This is a genomic window from Streptomyces sp. NRRL B-1347, assembly GCF_000720325.1.
Classification (GTDB): Bacteria; Actinomycetota; Actinomycetes; order Streptomycetales; family Streptomycetaceae; genus Streptomyces.
In genome coordinates this window covers 83,653-100,826 of sequence record NZ_JOJM01000016.1, presented here as the reverse complement: position 1 = coordinate 100,826, position 17,174 = coordinate 83,653, and the positions used below count along the sequence as shown (strand labels likewise).

The following is a 17,174-nucleotide window of genomic DNA, read 5'->3' as shown; positions in this document are numbered from 1 at the left end:
TGACCATGTCGACCGCCGCCGTACTCCACTCCGAGTGGATCAAGATCAAGTCGCTGCGGGCGGCGCTTGTCCCGCTCCTCGCGGTGTTCGCCGCGACCCTCGCCATCACCGTCCTCGCGTTCGCCACCGTGGGCAGGGCGGAGGCCGACAACGCCGACGCCGAACCCGTCTTCGACGCCTTCTACGCCCTCAACTTCGGCCAGATCGCGGCCATCAGCTTCGGCACGGCCGCCGTCGGCTCCGAGTACGTCACGGGGGCGCTGCGCGTCTCGCTCGCGGCCGTCCCGCGCAGGGGCCTGTTCTACGCCGCGAAGGCCGCCGTCGTCGGCGCGGCGGCCCTGGTCGTGGGCCTCGCCACCTGCTTCGGCGCGTTCCTCGCGGGCCAGGCCTTCCTGGGGGAGTACGCCATCGGCCTCGGCCACCCCGGAGCGCTGCGCGCCTGCCTGGGCGGCGGGGTCTACCTGGCCCTGATGGCGCTGTTCGCGGCGGGCCTCACCACGCTGCTGCGCAGCGGAGCGGTCGTGCTCAGCCTGCTGATCCCGTTCATCCTCATCGTGTCCTTCGTGGTCGGCGACGTCGCGGGCGGTGCCGCGCAGTTCCTGCCCGACAAGGCCGGGCAGCAGGTCCTGCACGAGGACCCCACGGGCGTGCTCGGCCCGTGGGCGGGGCTCGCCGTGACGGCGGCCTGGGCGGCCGCCGCGCTGCTCGCCGGCTGGTGGGCGGTGCGCCGCAGGGACGCCTGACCGGCGGCCCGGAAGCCCCGACGGCCCGTCGCCCGCTCGCTGTTGGTGACTGATTGTCAGTGGCGGCCGCTTTACTGGACCGCATGAGCAGCGCAGAGCACATCGCGACGATCGACCTGCTGCGCGCCCGGGACTTCCCCGAGGCGCCCGGCAGGTCCGAGGCCGGTCGCGCCGGACCCGGCTTCCACATCGCGGAGTTACGCACGTACGAGACGGCGGAGGACGACGACGGCACGGCCCGCGACGCCGTGGAGGAGCAGTACGAGGCGGAGCGCGACGCGCTCACCGTGCTGCTGACCGCGCGCTGGGGCGAGCCCCACGTCTTCAGCCTCGCCAGCGCCTTCGCCCGCGTCGTGGCCGGTTCGGGCGACGTGCCGGAGCCCTGGGCCACCCTCAGCGAGACGGTCCCCGACGTCCACCTGTGGCGGGCCGAAGCCCACTGGATAGCCCTCGGCGTGGCGCGCTGGGGCGGCTGGGACGCGCTGCAACTCCTCGCGGTGATCACCGAGACCGACCCGCCGTAGCGCCGACCGCACCGGTCGTCGCCACGGCACCGGCTCAGCTCCCCAGCTTCAACTCCCCGTACGGGGACGGCAGGAAGAAGCGCGCCACCTCCGCGTCCCCCACCTCCGCGAGGCTCGCGGGGGACCAGCGGGGCCTGCGGTCCTTGTCCACGACCTGGGCGCGTACGCCCTCGGGGAAGTCCGGGGAGGTCAGACACGCGCACGACGTGCGGTACTCCTGGCGCAGCACGGCCTCCAGGGAGCCGAGGGCACGGGCCCGGCGCACGGCGGCGAGCGTGACCTTCAAGGACGTGGGCGAGCGCGAGAGCAGCGTCTCCGCGGCCTCCTTCGCCGCCGGCTCGCCACAGCTTCGCAGCCGGTCGACGATCTCCTCCACGGACCCGGCGGCGTAGCAGGAGTCGATCCACTCCCGGTGCGCGGCCAGCTCGCCCTCGGGCGCGGCCTCGGCGAACCGGGCCACCACGTCCGCCGCCTCGCCGTCCGCGAGCGCGGCGGTGAGGTCCGCGAGCCGACCGGACGGCACGTAGTGGTCGGCGAGCCCGCACAGCAGGGCGTCCGCGGCACCCGCGGACGCACCGGTCAGGGCCAGATGCGTGCCCAGCTCGCCCGGCGCCCGCGACAGCAGGTACGTCCCGCCGACGTCGGGCACGAAGCCGATGATCGTCTCGGGCATGGCGACCCGCGAGCGCTCCGTGACGACCCGCACGCCGCCGTGGGCCGAGACGCCGACGCCGCCGCCCATCACATAGCCGTCCATGAGGGCGACGTAGGGCTTCGGGTAGTGCGCGATGCGGGAGTTGAGCACGTACTCGTCGTGCCAGAAGGCCGCCGACGCGGCGCCGCCGCCCGCGAGGAGGTCCTCGCGCACGGCACGGATGTCACCGCCCGCGCACAGGCCCCGCTCCCCGGCGCCGGACACCACGACCGTCGCCACCGCGTCGTCCCGCTCCCACGCGGTGAGCGCGTCGTCGATCAGGCGGACCATGGTGTGGTCCAGGGCGTTGAGCGCGCGGGGCCGGTTCAGGACGACGTGGGCCGCGCGGCCCTCGGTGCGCAGCAGGACCGGAGGTGGTGCGTCGTGGCTCACGAGGTGGTTCCGTCCTTCGGTGGTGCGTCGTGCGGGGCCGGGCTCGGTGGCGGGGCGCTCTGCGGGGCCGGGCGCGGCCCGGTGCTCCCGTCGGCGGCGCCACCCGGCGCCCCGGGGTCCTGGAACGCGGCCAGGATCCGCTCCGCGGCGGTCGTCGCGGTCACCGTCCCCTCGCGCACGCCCCGTTCGAGGTCCGGTGCGAGGCGCCGCACGTCGGGATGCGCGTACAGACGGCCGAGCAGCTCCTCGCGCACCATCGTCCACGTCCAGTCGACCTGCTGGTCGCGGCGCTTGGCGGCGAGGCGGCCGGTGGAGTCGAGGAGCGCGCGGTGCTGCTCCAGGCGCTCCCACAGCGTGTCGAGCCCCGAGCCCTCACGGGCGCTGCAACTGAGCACCGGAGGCGTCCACACCGCGTCCTTGCCGTGCATCAGGCGCAGCGCGCCCGCCAGTTCGCGGGCGGCCGAGCGCGCGTCCCGCTCGTGCGGGCCGTCGGCCTTGTTGACCGCGATGACGTCCGCGAGCTCCAGGACGCCCTTCTTGATGCCCTGCAGCTGGTCTCCGGTACGGGCGAGGGTGAGCAGCAGGAACGAGTCGACCATGTTGGCGACGGCCGTCTCCGACTGGCCCACGCCGACGGTCTCCACGAGCACCACGTCGTAGCCCGCGGCCTCCATCACCACGATGGACTCCCGGGTCGCCTTGGCCACGCCGCCGAGCGTCCCCGCCGTGGGGGAGGGGCGCACGAACGCCATCGGGTCCACGGCCAGGCGCTCCATGCGCGTCTTGTCGCCCAGGATGGAACCGCCCGTGCGCGTCGACGACGGGTCGACGGCGAGCACCGCGACCCGGTGGCCCAGCGAGGTGAGCATCGTGCCGAGCGCGTCGATGAACGTCGACTTGCCGACGCCGGGCACCCCGCTGATGCCGACGCGCCGCGCCCGCCCCGCGTGCGGAAGGAGCTGCGTCAGCAACCGCTGGGCGAGGACGCGGTGTTCGGCCTTGGTGGACTCCACGAGCGTGATCGCGCGCGCGATGTGCGCGCGCTTGCCGTCGAGCACGCCCTTCACATAACTGTCGAGATCGATCGTCGGTGCCATGGGGTCAGCGGCTCACAGCCCGTTCCCGGGACCGTCGGCGGTCTGTTCGTCCCCGGGACCGTCGGCGGCCAGTGCGTGGCCGAGGCTCTCGGCGAGCCGCCGCACCAGGTCGTACGCCGCGTCCGGGATCACCGTGCCCGGCGGGAACACGGCCGCGGCGCCCATCTCCAGGAGCGTCGGCACGTCCTGCGGGGGAATCACGCCGCCCACGACGATCATGATGTCCTCGCGGCCCTCGGCGGCGAGCTCCTCGCGCAGCGCCGGCACCAGCGTCAGGTGCCCGGCCGCCAGCGAGGAGACGCCCACGATGTGCACGTCCGCCTCGACGGCCTGGCGCGCCACCTCGGCGGGCGTCTGGAACAGCGGGCCGACGTCGACGTCGAAGCCCAGGTCGGCGAAGGCCGTGGCGATGACTTTCTGGCCGCGGTCGTGGCCGTCCTGGCCCATCTTGGCGACCAGGATGCGCGGACGGCGCCCCTCGGCCTCCTCGAAGGACTCCACCAGCGCGCGGGTGCGCGCCACGGACGGCGACGGGCCTGCTTCGGTGCGGTACACACCGGAGATCGTACGGATCTGGCCCGCGTGCCGTCCGTACGCCTTCTCCAGGGCGTCGGAGATCTCGCCGACCGTCGCCTTCGCGCGGGCCGCGTCCACGGCGAGCGCCAGGAGGTTCCCCTCCAGGCCGGTGCCGGAGCCGCGCTCGGCCGCCGCCGTCAGCTTGGCCAGCGCGTCCTGGCAGACCGCGTCGTCGCGCTCGGCGCGCAGCCGCCGCAGCTTCTCGATCTGCTGCGTACGCACCGAGGAGTTGTCGACCTTCAGGACCTCGATCTGCTCGTCGCTGTCCACCCGGTACTTGTTCACGCCGATCACCGGCTGGCGGCCGGAGTCGATCCGCGCCTGCGTACGGGCCGCGGCCTCCTCGACGCGCAGCTTCGGGATGCCCGCGTCGATGGCCTGCGCCATGCCGCCCGCGGCCTCGACCTCCTGGATGTGCTGCCAGGTGCGGCGGGCCAGGTCGTAGGTGAGCCGCTCCACGTACGCGCTGCCGCCCCACGGGTCGATGACCCGGCAGGTCCCCGACTCCTGCTGGATGAGCAGCTGGGTGTTGCGCGCGATGCGGGCGGAGAAGTCCGTGGGCAGCGCGAGCGCCTCGTCGAGGGCGTTGGTGTGCAGCGACTGGGTGTGGCCCTGCGTGGCGGCCATGGCCTCCACGCACGTGCGCGTCACGTTGTTGAACACGTCCTGCGCGGTGAGCGACCAGCCGGACGTCTGCGAATGCGTGCGCAGCGACAGCGACTTCGGGTTCTGCGGGTCGAACTGCTTGACCAGCTTGGCCCACAGCAGGCGCGCCGCCCGCAACTTGGCGACCTCCATGAAGAAGTTCATGCCGATCGCCCAGAAGAACGAGAGCCGCGGCGCGAACGCGTCCACGTCCAGACCCGCGTCCCGCCCCGCCCGCAGGTACTCCACGCCGTCCGCGAGGGTGTACGCCAGCTCCAGGTCGGCCGTCGCCCCGGCCTCCTGGATGTGGTACCCGGAGATCGAGATGGAGTTGTACCGCGGCATCTTCTGCGAGGTGTACGCGAAGATGTCGGAGATGATCCGCATGGACGGCTTGGGCGGATAGATGTAGGTGTTGCGGACCATGAACTCCTTGAGGATGTCGTTCTGAATGGTCCCCGCCAGCTTCTCCGGCGGCACGCCCTGCTCCTCGGCGGCGACGATGTACAGCGCGAGCACCGGGAGCACCGCGCCGTTCATCGTCATCGACACGGTCATCCTGTCCAGCGGGATGCCGTCGAACAACTGGCGCATGTCGTAGATCGAGTCGATGGCCACGCCCGCCATGCCGACGTCGCCGGTCACCCGCGGGTGGTCGCTGTCGTAGCCGCGGTGGGTGGGCAGGTCGAAGGCGACCGAGAGGCCCTTCTGCCCGGCGGCCAGGTTGCGCCGGTAGAAGGCGTTGGACTCCTCCGCGGTGGAGAAGCCCGCGTACTGGCGGATCGTCCACGGCTGGTTCACGTACATCGTCGGGTACGGCCCGCGCAGATACGGCGCCACGCCCGGGTACGTGCCCAGGAAGTCCAGGCCCTCCACGTCCGCGCCGGTGTACAGCGGCTTGACCGCGATGCCCTCCGGCGTCTCCCAGAGCAGGTCGTCCGCGTCCTTGCCGGTGACCGACTCGACGGCGGCGCGCCACTGCTCGGCGGAGCCCCGCGGCGGCGCGCCCGCCCCCAGGCCGATGCCGGAGAAGTCGGGGATCGTCATGGCGCCACTCCCATGAGGTCGAGGGTGGAGGACAGCACGGCCACGGCGTCGCAGCCGGCGAAGACGTACGCGTCGACGGCGGCGTGCTCGGTGGCCTCGCCGGGCCGCCCCGCGAGGAACACCCGCCGCGCGCCCGCGGCCTGCAGTGCGGCCGCGACGGCCGCCGCCTCATCGGCGTACAGCGCGTCGCTCGAACACAGGCACGCGATCGTCGCCCCGCTGGCGCGGAACGCGTCGGCGGCGGTCTCCGCGGTCACCGACACCGGGTCGTGGACGGGCTCGACGCCGCCCGCCTGGAAGAGGTTCGCGGCGAACGTGGCGCGCGCGGTGTGCGCGGCGGCCGGGCCGAGCGCGGCCAGGAACACCTTCGGCCGGGCGCCGGTGGCCGCGAGGTGCGCGTCCGAGCGGGAGCGCAGCGCCTCGTACGCCTCGTCACGGCGCACCCGCGGCAGTCCGCCGGTCGGCCCCGCGGGGGCGGGCTCGCGCTCGACCGGCTTCTCGCCGAGGTGCGGGAACTCGCTGACGCCGGTGATCGGTTCGCGCCGCTTGGCGAGCTTGCGGCTGCGCTCGGCCCAGGTCGCCGCGAGGCGCTCGCCGAGCAGGCCCGAGCGCAGGGCCGCCGCCTGGCCGCCCGCGCGCTCGATCTCCTGGAAGAACGCCCAGGCCGCGTCGGCCAGTTCGGCGGTCAGGCGCTCCACGTACCAGGAGCCGCCCGCCGGGTCGATGACGCGCGACAGGTGCGACTCCTCGAGGAGGATCGTCGAGGTGTTGCGGGCGATCCGGCGCGCGAACGCGTCCGGCTGGCCCAGGGCGTGGTCGAACGGCAGCACCGTGACCGCGTCGGCGCCGCCCACTCCGGCGGCCAGGCTGGCCACCGTCGTCCGCAGCATGTTCACCCACGGGTCGCGGCGGGCCATCATCACCGGGGACGTGACCGCGTGCTGGCGCTGGGCGCCCGCGTCCGCGTCGCCGCAGGCCTCGGCCACCCGGGCCCACAGCTGCCGCGCCGCCCGCAGCTTGGCGATGGTCAGGAACTGGTCGGCGGTGGCCGCGTAGCGGAACTCCAGCTGAGCGCAGGCCTCGTGGAGCGACAGGCCCGCGTCCGTGAGGAGCCGCAGATACGCCACGCCGGTCGCGAGCGAGGCGCCGAGCTCCTGCGCGGCCGAGCCGCCCGCCTCGTGGTAGGGCAGCGCGTCCACGACCAGGGCCCGCAGGCCGCCGTACTCACGGCCGGTGAGCCGCGCGAGCCCGACGGCCGCGGCCGCGTCCAACTCCTCGCCCGTACGCGCCTCGTGTCCGAGCGGATCGGCGCCGAGGGTGCCGCGTACCGCGCTCTTGGCGACACCCGCAGCGTCCACGAGCCCGAGGAAGGCGTGCGCCGCCCCCTCGTACGCCGCGCCGGCGTCGAGGGCGACCGGCGCCAGGTCCAAGTACACCCCGTCGAGCGCCCGCTCAAGGCCGGACACGGGCAGCGCGTCCGGGCCGAGGGCCAGCCACAGCGAGGTGACGCCGTTCTCCAGGTCGGCGAGGACCGCTTCGTTCGTGCGCCCGGGGTCGCTCGTCGCGTGCCGCTGGCGTACGTCCCACCCGGTGGCGGCGCCACCCGCGGCGGAGCCGCCCCGCACGAAGGGGGCGAAGCCTGGGTGGCCCACGTCGGCCACGGCGTCACGGGCGGTGTACAGGGGGCGGGTGCTGAGCCCGTCCTCGAGTGCGGTGGACAGCGCTTCCTCAGCCGCCGCCCCCGATACGTCCTTGCCCGACTTACGCAGTACGCCTTCCACCAGGCGCTGCCACTGCTCATGGGTCGCATCAGGGAAATCGGCGGCCAGCGAAAGCCCGTCATCAGGCAGGACCGTCATGCGTCGATGCTAGGGCGGATTCGGCACCTGAGGCCGAGGCACGGCTGTGACCTTGGACTCTTCGGATGCTCTTGAAGTCGGGCGGCCGGAACGCTATTGCCGCACGTCACAGAAGGGGCATCAGGGGTGATGTGGGGTCCGGGAGGGGCTTGCCCAATGCCGCCGATTGAGGTAGGGGAGCGCCGGTGGCGAATCGTGTGTATTCGCGTGCGAGCCGGAAGCCCGTCGTCCAGGCGAGGAGGCGGCTGGGGCGGTTGTCGCGGGCGCAGGACCAGCTCGCGGTGCGGCCCCGGGCCGCGATGTCCGCGGTGAGCGCGGTCACGCAGGCGTGCGCGAGTCCCTTGCGGCGGTGCGCGGGCGCGGTGGCGACGGCCACGTCCTCGTAGGCGGCGCCCGCGAAGTAGGAGCAGGCGACGGACAGGACCCGGCCGCCGCGGTCGAAGGCGGCGACCGCGTGGCCGGAGGCGGCGAGCCCCTCGGCGCCGCCCCAGCTGTCGTGGATCCAGTCGGAGCCGGGCCACCGCGTGGCAAGCGCGGCCGCGTCGCCCGCCGTGACCCGGCGGATCCGCACCCCGCGCGGCGGGCGCTGGACGGCGACGGGCTCCCGGTGGACGTAGACCATGCGCTCGACGGGCACCAGGCGCTCGAAGGCGGCGCCGAGCACGGGCAGGAAGCGCAACGGGGCCTCGACGTGGCCTGCCGCGAACGGCGCGAGCTCCGCCGGCGTCACCGCGCGCGGGTCGCCGCGCAGCAGGACGTGCCCGGCGCAGGCCACCGCGAGCGCGCGCGGCGCCTCGGCGCGGTCCGCCCACCACTGTCCTGCGCCGTGCGCCAGGGCGTGCTCGGGCAGGGCGGCGGTACCGGGCGCCCCGATGGCGAACCAGTCGGAGAGAGGGGGAAGTTGACGCGGCGCGAGCGGGATCACGGAAGCCGTCCTCCAGGGGTGTCAACGAGCGATCGAGAGGATAGAGGGCGCACGCGGCGGGACACGCCCGGCCGGGCCGCGCGAGGGGGCGACCGGGCCGGGCGCGGTGTCCGGCGCTCCCTTCAAGAGGCGTGGCCGACCAGCAGGTCGGCGAGTTTGGTGAGGCGCTTGACGGTGCGGTCCTCCAGGGCGGCCGCGGCGGGTTCGACGCGCTCGTCGCGGTCGTAGTACGCGCCGTTGACGATCTCGACGGCCGGGTCGCACAGGCGCACCACGTGGGCGGCGCCCTCGGCGGCGGACGCGCCCTCGTGCGCGTACAGCGGCAGGAGCGCGGTGTCGCACGCGCCCGGGTGCACGGACACGGCGGTCACGCGCGGATCGGCGGCGAAGACGGTGAGCGCGAGCTGCGACTGGGCGTAGGCGGCCAGGCGCGAGTAGCGGCGGGCGCGGTTCGGGTCGTTCCACTGGATCGACGCCGTGCGGTGCAGCGACGAGGACACGTTGACGACGCGGCCGCCCCGCTCGCTGGTCAGGGCGGGCTCAAGGAGGCTGGTCAGGAGGTAGTGCGCGAGGAAGTTCACCTGGAAGGCGATCTCGTTGCCGTCGGCGGTGACGGTGTGCCGCTCGGGGGCCGCGATGCCCGCGTTGTTCACCAGGACGTCCAGGTGGGGGTGGTCGGCGACGACGTGCCGCGCGAGCCGCTCGACCTCCTCCAGGCGGGTGAAGTCGGCGGCGAGGGGGCACGGGCGCGGCGCGTCGGGGCGGGCCGTGGCGACGAGCGCGTCGGCGGCGGCCCGGGCCTCGTCGGCGGTGCGGCCGTGCAGCAGGACGGTGACGCCGCGCTCGGCGAGCAGGCGGGCGGTCTCGAAGCCGATTCCGGAGGTGGCGCCGGTGACGAGCGCGGTGCGGCCGGACAGGGAGGCAGAGGACATGGCTGTGTTCCTGGGTCGGGGCATGCCGAGGAGGCCCCCGGCGGGGGCGGGGCATGCGGGGTGAAGGGGGGCGTGAACGCCGGTCAGGGGCGCCGGGCACGGCGGGTGCGGCACGGCTGGTGCGCGTGGGCACGCCTGGTGCGGCAGGGCGGCTGTGGTGCGGCTGCTGCGATGCGGCTGGGGCGTGTGGCTGCTGCGGTGCGGCTGGTGCGGTGCGGAGTCAGCGCCCCGTCACGAGTACGGGCGCGCGACCGGCACCGCCGTATGAGGCGGCCGGTCGTCATGGCGCGCGAAGCTGTTCACGACACTCATCCAACTGGCCCCTGAGCGGGGCTTCAAGCCGTCCGTGCGCTCCTTGACGGGGCCCTGATACGGCTGGCGCGCGGGGCGGGGGAGCGGGGCGCGGGTCAGCCGAGCCCGGGAAGCGCGGAGACCGCCAGGTCGATCAGCTTGATGCCGAGGAACGGCAGGACGAGCCCGCCGAGCCCGTACAGCGCGAGGTTGCGGCGCAGCAGGTCGTGCGCCGACGCGGGCGTGTAGCGGACGCCGCGCAGCGCCAGCGGGATCAGCGCGACGATGATCAGCGCGTTGAAGATGATCGCGGAGGTGATCGCCGACTTCGGGCTGTGCAGCCCCATGACGTTGAGCGACTCGAGGCCCGGATAGGCGCTCGCGAACATGGCCGGGATGATCGCGAAGTACTTCGCCACGTCGTTCGTGATCGAGAAGGTGGTCAGGGCGCCGCGCGTGATGAGCAGCTGCTTGCCGATCTCGACGATGTCGATGAGCTTGGTGGGGTTGGAGTCCAGGTCCACCATGTTCCCGGCCTCCTTGGCGGCCGAGGTGCCGGTGTTCATGGCGACGCCGACGTCGGCCTGCGCGAGCGCGGGCGCGTCGTTCGTGCCGTCGCCGGTCATCGCGACGAGCTTGCCGCCCTCCTGCTCCTTCTTGATCAGGGCGAGCTTGTCCTCGGGCGTGGCCTCCGCGAGGAAGTCGTCCACGCCCGCCTCCCGGGCGATGGCGCGCGCCGTGAGCGCGTTGTCGCCGGTGATCATCACGGTCCTGATGCCCATGCGGCGCAGCTCGGCGAACCGTTCACGGATGCCGTCCTTCACGACGTCCTTCAGACGGACGACGCCGAGGACGCGCGGCCCGTCCCAGTCGTGCACCGCGACGAGCAGCGGCGTGCCGCCCGCAGCCGCCACCGCGGCGGCGAACGACCGTGCCTCGGGCGGCACGTGGCCGCCGCGCAGCTCCACCCAGCTGATCACCTGGGCGGCGGCGCCCTTGCGGATCGCGCAGGCCGCGCCGTTGTCCCAGCGCAGGTCGATGCCGCTCATCCGGGTCTGCGCCGTGAACTCCACGAACGTGGCGTTGGCCAGCTCGCCCCTGGCCGGGGCGCGCAGACCGTACGCGTCCTTGGCGTGCACCACGATGGAGCGGCCCTCGGGCGTCTCGTCCGCGAGCGACGACAGCTGCGCGGCGTCCGCGAGGTGCGTCTCGTCGACGCCGGGCAGCGCGAGGAACGCGTCCGCCTCGCGGTTGCCGAGCGTGATCGTGCCGGTCTTGTCCAGGAGCAGCGTGTTCACGTCGCCCGCTGCCTCCACCGCGCGGCCCGACATCGCGAGCACGTTGCGCTGCACGAGCCGGTCCATGCCCGCGATGCCGATCGCCGAGAGGAGCGCGCCGATCGTCGTCGGGATCAGCGTCACCAGGAGCGCGACGAGCACGGTCGTGGGCTGCGCCGCGTCCGCGTACGACGCCATCGGCTGCAGCGCCACGACGACCAGGACGAAGACGACGGTGAGCGCCGCGAGGAGGATGTTCAGGGCGATCTCGTTGGGCGTCTTCTGCCGGGACGCGCCCTCCACGAGCGAGATCATGCGGTCGAGGAAGGAGTGCCCGGAGCGCGAGGTCACACGCACGACGATCCGGTCGGAGAGGACCGTCGTACCGCCCGTGACGCCGCTGCGGTCGCCGCCCGACTCGCGGATGACCGGCGCCGACTCCCCGGTCACGGCGGACTCGTCGACCGCCGCGACCCCCTCCACGACGTCGCCGTCGGCCGGGATCAGCTCGCCCGCCTCGACCACGACGAAGTCGAAGGGCCGCAGCTCGGTCGCGGCGACGGACTCCGTCTCGGCGCCCGCGATGTCCATGCCCATGCGCCAGTTGTGGCGCAGCCGGCGGGCGGCCGTGTCCGTACGCGCCTTGCGCAGGGCCCGTGCCTGCGCCTTGCCGCGGCCCTCGGCGACGGCCTCCGCGAGGTTCGCGAAGACCACCGTGAGCCAGAGCCAGCCGCTGATGACCCAGGAGAACACCGACGGGTGGAGCACGGCGGAGCCCGTGGTGATGACCGCGCCGCACCCCACGACGAACAGGACGGGGTTCTTCACCAGCGCGCGCGGCCGCAGCTTGTGCACGGCGTCGGGGAAAGACGTGAGGAGCTGCGACGTGAACAGCTGCACAGGGTCGACGAGTCCACCGGTGCCGGCCCGGTGCCGACGGCCGGGCCGGAGCCGCGGGCCGCGCCCGGACCCGCCCTCGGGGGTGTCGGGTCCTACGGGGCCGTCGGTTCCTACGGGGCCTTCGGTTCCTACGGGGTCTTCGGGCGGGGAAGGAGCCTGCTGCGAGGCGGCGGGAAGCATCGGTGAAGGTGACTTTCTGCAGGGAGACCGGCCACGGAACGCGGCCGCGCGCAGAGGAAAGTAGCCGCGCGGACCTCCCGGACCCACCTTCGCGACCGGGAATTGACGACGCTCTGACAGCGTCGGCCGGCGGACCCCTGACCACCCGTCAAGACCGCGTCAAGGGGCCCTGATGACGCATCAGGAGAGCGTCAACAAGAACGGGAACGTCCGGAACCGGCCCAAGACTGATCACCACGGGGGGACGGACGAACGGAACCCGGTGCGGGCTCGGAGGGCGTGTGACGACGACCACCGCCCGCGGCGCGCAGGTCCAGTACGGGGGTAGGGACCGTGCGCGCCCCGCACCGGGGACCCGTCGTCCGTCCGAGCGGACGTCCCGGGTCCCGGCCACGAGGGGGGCCGGGAGCCGGGACGTTGTCTCTTCCGGTTCCCCTCCTTCTTTTCCGGTTCTTCTCCGGGACGTTTCCTCGTCCGGAACGACGCCGTCGCACGCGCCCCGGCGTACGCGCGCACCCGTCGGGGCGCAACGTAAGAGAGGCGTCAACGCAGTTGGGCCTGCCGTATGAGAGACATCAAGAGCGGCGGCGAACGTGCTGGTGGACGCTTTGCTTCACGGGACCGCACTAATTCTGTGGGCCCGTTCCGCTTCGGCCGCGTACGGTCGCGGGCAGGGTCCGCCCGCACTGTCAGGAGGCGGCACACCGATGACCCGGGTGCTGGTGGTCGAGGACGACCCACAGCTCGTACGGGCTCTGGAGATCAACCTCAAGGCGCGTAAGTACGAGGTGGACGCGGCGGTCGACGGGGGCACTGCCCAGCGTCTGGCGTCGGCACGTCCGCCGGACGTGGTCCTCCTTGATCTCGGGCTGCCCGACATGGACGGCATCGATCTGATCGGCTGGCTGCGCGGGTTCAGCCGCGCGCCGATCCTCGTCGTGTCCGCCCGCCAGGCCTCCGACGAGAAGGTCGCGGCGCTCGACGCGGGCGCCGACGACTACATTCCCAAACCGTTCAGCATGGACGAACTCCTCGCCCGGCTGCGGGCCGCGGCCCGCAGGAGCAGGCCCGCGGAGCACGACGAGTCCCCGGCGCTCGTCGAGACACCGGGCTTCACCCTCGACCTGCTGGCCAAGAAGGCCCTGCGCGACGGCCGTGTCGTGCGCCTCACGCCGACCGAGTGGCACTTCCTGGAGGTCCTGATCCGCCACCGGGGCCGACTGGTCAGCCAGCAGCAGCTGCTCGGCGAGGTATGGGGTCCCTCGCACAGCACGCGCACCAACTACCTGCGCGTGTACATGGCCCAACTGCGCCGCAAACTGGAGCCGGACCCGGCCCATCCGCGGCATCTGATCACCGCGCCGGGGATGGGCTACCGGTTCGAGGAGTGAGGAGGCGGATCCCGGGCGCCGCGCACGGTCCCGCCCGTTCCCGCCCGTTCACTCGTTCCGGGCCCGTCGACCGGGGGCGCGTCAGCAGAGTGTCAGCGTGCGCCCGATCGCCGTCAACGGGACGTCATGGAGGGTCGGTTGACACCCCGTGCCGGGCATAACGTCACCATGTGCCCGGTGCTCGTCACCGGGCCCACGGCGCCCCCGTGACCGAGCCCGCGGCGCCCGACCGACCCACGAGAGCCTCACCCGAGGCTGCTCAAGGAGGAACCATGACCCAGCCCCTGGTGTGCGGCGAAGACCCCGAGCCTGCTGAACGGGGCCCGGCCGGACCGCTGTTCGTACCCGTCCGGCCGGGACCCGCGGGCTTCGTCGCCCGCCTGTTCCGCACACCCGTCGGCGGCCGCACCGCCGTCGCCTTCACCTCCCGGCAGCGGCTGACCGCCACGCTCGGCGCCCGCCAGCCGTGGATCCGCCTCTCCGAACCTGCGCTGCGCGCCCTCACCGAGCCGCTGGGCGTCACCCGGGTCACCGTCGACCCGCGACTCACCTCCGACGCACCGGCCGCCTCCGCGCCTCTGGCCGCTCCCGTACCTCAGGTCGCCGCGCCTTCCGCCGGTGCCCCTTCGTCCCGCGGCCTCGCACTCTGGCGGGAGTGGGATCCGCAGGCCGTGGGGGCACTGCGCGTGACCGGGGCCGCCGCCCTGGTCGGCGCGCTGACCGCCTGGATCGGCTGAGACGGCCAGGTGACGACGTGAAGACGAGGCGAAACGAGGAGCTTGCCATGACCCTTGCCGACCTGCCCGCGGCCCGGGACCACGCCGCGGCCCCAGCGCCCGCCGCGCCCCTGGACGCCGACGCCGCCGACGACCTGACGGTCTGGCCGCACTCCACGACGCGGCTCCCGCACGGCGACCTGTCCGTCGGCGGCGTGGCACTCACCGAGATAGCGGACCGCTTCGGCACCCCCGCCTACCTCCTGGACGAAGCCGACGTACGCGACCGCTGCCGCACCTATCAGCACGCCTTCCCCAACGCCGACGTGCTGTACGCGGCCAAGGCCTTCCTGTGCCGCGCAATGGCGCACTGGGTGGCGGAGGAGGGGCTCGGCCTCGACGTGTGCTCCGCGGGCGAGCTCGAACTCGCCGTCACCACCGGCTTCCCCGCCGACCGCATCGTCCTGCACGGCAACGCCAAGAGCCCGCAGGACCTGCACGCCGCCCTGCGGCTCGGCGTCGGCCGCATCGTCATCGACAGCGCATCCGAGATCGCCCGGCTCGCCGCTGCCGTGCCCCACGGCAGCCGCCAGAAGGTCCTCGTGCGCGTGGTACCCGGCATCGCCGCGGGCGGCCACAGCAAGATCCGCACCGGCACCGAGGACCAGAAGTTCGGCCTGTCCATCACCGACGGCTCCGCCCAGCACGCCATCGCCCGCATCCTGGACCAGCCCGGGCTCGAACTGGTCGGCCTGCACTGCCACTTGGGTTCGCAGATCACCACGGACAAGCCGTACCTGTGCGCCGTGCGCCGCCTGGTCGGCCTGATGGCGCGCATCAAGGAGCACCACGGCATCACCCTGCCCGAACTGGACCTCGGCGGCGGCCACGGCATCGCCTACCGCCCCGGTGAGGACGCGCTCGACATCACCACGCTGGCCCGCAAGGTACGCACCGAACTCGCCGAGAGCTGCGCGGCGGCCGGCCTCCCCGTGCCCCGTCTGATCGTCGAGCCCGGCCGCGCCATCGCAGGACCCGCCGGTGTCGCCCTCTACCGCGTCCTGTCCGTGAAGCGCACCAGCGAGCGGACCTTCGTCGCCGTCGACGGCGGCATGAGCGACAACCCGCGCCCCGCGCTGTACGGAGTGCGCTATCTGCCGCGCCTCATCGGCCGCCGCTCCACCGCCGCACCCGCCACCGTCACCGTCGTCGGCCGGCACTGCGAGGCCGGGGACGTCCTCGCCACCGACATCCAGCTGCCCGGCGACACCCACCCCGGCGACCTGCTCGCCGTGCCCGTCGCGGGCGCCTACCACCTGTCGATGGCCTCCGGCTACAACCTCGTCGGCCGCCCGCCGGTCGTCGCCGTCGAAGGTGGCCACGCCCGCCTCCTGGTGCGCCGCGAGTCTCTGGAGGACTTCCGCAGCCGGGACGTCGGCCTCTAGCCGCAGCGAAGGCGGGCCGCCCCCTCACTCCCCCTCGGGGGCGGCCCGGCCAGCGGCTCTGTGCCCATGACCCGCGCGTGCGGGAGGCCGTGCCTCAGAGAATGGCGCCCGGCGCGTACGCCGCTGCCGCGGGGTGCTCCTTGAGTACCGCCTCGATCTGTGCGACGACCGCGGCGACCTGGTCGCTGGCAGCGCCGGTGAACGACAGCTTGTCGGCCATCAGCTCGTCCAGCTGCGCGCGGTCCAGCGGAATGCGGGAGTCGGCGGCCAGCTTGTCGAGGAGCTCGTTGCGCTCGGCGCCCTGCTCGCGCATGGCGAGCGCGGAAGCCACCGCGTTCTCCTTGATCGCCTCGTGCGCCTCCTCACGGCCCACACCCGCCCGCACCGACGCCATCAGCACCTTGGTGGTGGCGAGGAACGGCAGATAGCGGTCGAGTTCCCGGGCGACGACGGCGGGGAAGGCGCCGAACTCGTCGAGCACCGTCAGGAACGTCTCAAGGAGTCCGTCGAGCGCGAAGAAGGCGTCGGGCAGGGCCACGCGGCGGACCACAGAGCAGGACACGTCGCCCTCGTTCCACTGGTCGCCGGCGAGCTCGGCGGTCATGGAGGCGTAGCCCCGCAGGATGACCGTCAGGCCGTTGACGCGCTCGCAGGAGCGGGTGTTCATCTTGTGCGGCATGGCGGACGACCCGACCTGGCCGGGCTTGAAGCCCTCGGTGACCAGCTCGTGCCCGGCCATCAGCCGGATCGTCTTCGCCAGGGACGACGGGGCGGCGGCCAGCTGCACCAGCGCGGTGACGACCTCGTAGTCGAGGGAGCGCGGGTAGACCTGGCCGACGGAGGTGAAGGCACGGTCGAAGCCCAGGTGCGTCGCGATGCGGCGCTCCAGGTCGGCGAGCTTGTCCGCGTCGCCGCCGAGCAGGTCCAGCATGTCCTGCGCGGTGCCGACGGGGCCCTTGATGCCGCGCAGCGGATAGCGGCCGAGGAGGTCCTCGACGCGGCGGTGGGCGACGAGCAGCTCGTCGGCGGCGGTCGCGAAGCGCTTGCCGAGGGTCGTCGCCTGCGCGGCCACGTTGTGCGAGCGGCCCGCCATGACCAGCTCCGCGTACTCGGCGGAGAGCCGGCCGAGCCGCGCGAGCACCGCGACCGTGCGGTCCCGCACCAGCTCCAGGGAGAGCCGGATCTGCAGCTGCTCCACGTTCTCCGTCAGGTCGCGGGAGGTCATGCCCTTGTGGACGTGCTCGTGCCCCGCGAGGGCGTTGAACTCCTCGATGCGGGCCTTCACGTCGTGGCGCGTGACCTTCTCGCGCTCGGCGATGGAGGCCAGGTCGACCTGGTCGAGGACCCGCTCGTAGTCGGCGAGCGCCGTGTCCGGCACCTCGATGCCGAGGTCCTTCTGCGCACGCAGCACGGCGAGCCAGAGCTGACGCTCGAGCTTGACCTTCTGCTCGGGCGACCAGAGCGTGGCGAGCTCGGCGGAGGCGTAACGCCCGGCGAGGACGTTCGGGATACGGGGCTTAGCAGGCGCAGCAGTCACAG

The 17,174-nt window shown here is 73.4% G+C and carries 13 protein-coding genes; 5 read left to right on the top strand and 8 right to left on the bottom strand.

The annotated features are described in order from the left end of the window. Positions 1 to 5 precede the first annotated feature (5 nt). On the top strand, positions 6 to 743 hold the full coding sequence (locus IG74_RS0116440; protein WP_030676757.1) for an ABC transporter permease: 738 nt from the start codon (positions 6 to 8) through the stop codon (positions 741 to 743). An 83-nt stretch (positions 744 to 826) separates the two neighbouring features. Then, the gene (locus IG74_RS0116435) at positions 827 to 1,267 is read left to right on the top strand and encodes a hypothetical protein (RefSeq protein ID WP_030676755.1); all 441 of its coding nucleotides are present in this window, start codon (positions 827 to 829) and stop codon (positions 1,265 to 1,267) included. 34 nt (positions 1,268 to 1,301) lie between these two features. Here IG74_RS0116435 and IG74_RS0116430 read toward each other — a convergent pair whose 3' ends face one another. The 7 genes from IG74_RS0116430 to kdpB all read right to left on the bottom strand — a co-directional run bounded on the left by IG74_RS0116430 (position 1,302) and on the right by kdpB (position 12,083). Next, positions 1,302 to 2,354, bottom strand: coding sequence for an enoyl-CoA hydratase/isomerase family protein (locus IG74_RS0116430; RefSeq protein WP_030676753.1), 1,053 nt, complete (start codon positions 2,352 to 2,354; stop codon positions 1,302 to 1,304). Continuing rightward, the gene (gene meaB / locus IG74_RS0116425) at positions 2,351 to 3,451 is read right to left on the bottom strand and encodes a methylmalonyl Co-A mutase-associated GTPase MeaB (RefSeq protein WP_234334344.1); all 1,101 of its coding nucleotides are present in this window, start codon (positions 3,449 to 3,451) and stop codon (positions 2,351 to 2,353) included. Before meaB ends, IG74_RS0116430 begins: the two co-directional genes overlap by 4 nt. A gap of 12 nt (positions 3,452 to 3,463) precedes the next feature. Continuing rightward, positions 3,464 to 5,719, bottom strand: a complete 2,256-nt coding sequence (gene scpA / locus IG74_RS0116420) for a methylmalonyl-CoA mutase (RefSeq protein WP_051854945.1) — start codon at positions 5,717 to 5,719, stop codon at positions 3,464 to 3,466. Beyond that, entirely contained in the window at positions 5,716 to 7,578 is a 1,863-nt protein-coding gene (gene mutA / locus IG74_RS0116415; RefSeq protein ID WP_030676746.1) for a methylmalonyl-CoA mutase small subunit, read from the bottom strand. Before mutA ends, scpA begins: the two co-directional genes overlap by 4 nt. A gap of 106 nt (positions 7,579 to 7,684) precedes the next feature. Next, positions 7,685 to 8,503: a GNAT family N-acetyltransferase gene (locus IG74_RS0116410; protein WP_051854944.1), complete on the bottom strand. Its 819-nt coding sequence runs from the start codon at positions 8,501 to 8,503 to the stop codon at positions 7,685 to 7,687. Between the two features lie 122 nt (positions 8,504 to 8,625). After that, positions 8,626 to 9,435, bottom strand: a complete 810-nt coding sequence (locus IG74_RS0116405) for an SDR family NAD(P)-dependent oxidoreductase (protein ID WP_030676739.1) — start codon at positions 9,433 to 9,435, stop codon at positions 8,626 to 8,628. A 407-nt stretch (positions 9,436 to 9,842) separates the two neighbouring features. Next, positions 9,843 to 12,083, bottom strand: a complete 2,241-nt coding sequence (gene kdpB / locus IG74_RS0116400) for a potassium-transporting ATPase subunit KdpB (RefSeq protein WP_078868807.1) — start codon at positions 12,081 to 12,083, stop codon at positions 9,843 to 9,845. A gap of 707 nt (positions 12,084 to 12,790) precedes the next feature. Between kdpB and IG74_RS0116395 the strand changes: the two genes are divergently transcribed. From IG74_RS0116395 to lysA, 3 genes are all read left to right on the top strand, one after another. After that, a complete protein-coding gene (locus IG74_RS0116395) occupies positions 12,791 to 13,474 on the top strand; it encodes a response regulator (protein ID WP_030676732.1) in 684 nt (227 codons plus the stop codon). A gap of 272 nt (positions 13,475 to 13,746) precedes the next feature. Next, positions 13,747 to 14,211: an SAV_915 family protein gene (locus IG74_RS0116390; RefSeq protein ID WP_030676729.1), complete on the top strand. Its 465-nt coding sequence runs from the start codon at positions 13,747 to 13,749 to the stop codon at positions 14,209 to 14,211. 47 nt (positions 14,212 to 14,258) lie between these two features. Continuing rightward, positions 14,259 to 15,635 (top strand): diaminopimelate decarboxylase, encoded by a 1,377-nt coding sequence (lysA, locus tag IG74_RS0116385; RefSeq protein WP_051854943.1) that lies wholly within the window; start codon positions 14,259 to 14,261, stop codon positions 15,633 to 15,635. Between the two features lie 94 nt (positions 15,636 to 15,729). Here the strand turns inward: lysA and purB are convergent, their stop codons facing one another. Continuing rightward, complete coding sequence (purB, locus tag IG74_RS0116380; protein WP_030676721.1) at positions 15,730 to 17,172, bottom strand: adenylosuccinate lyase; 1,443 nt, start codon at positions 17,170 to 17,172, stop codon at positions 15,730 to 15,732. Positions 17,173 to 17,174 lie beyond the last annotated feature (2 nt).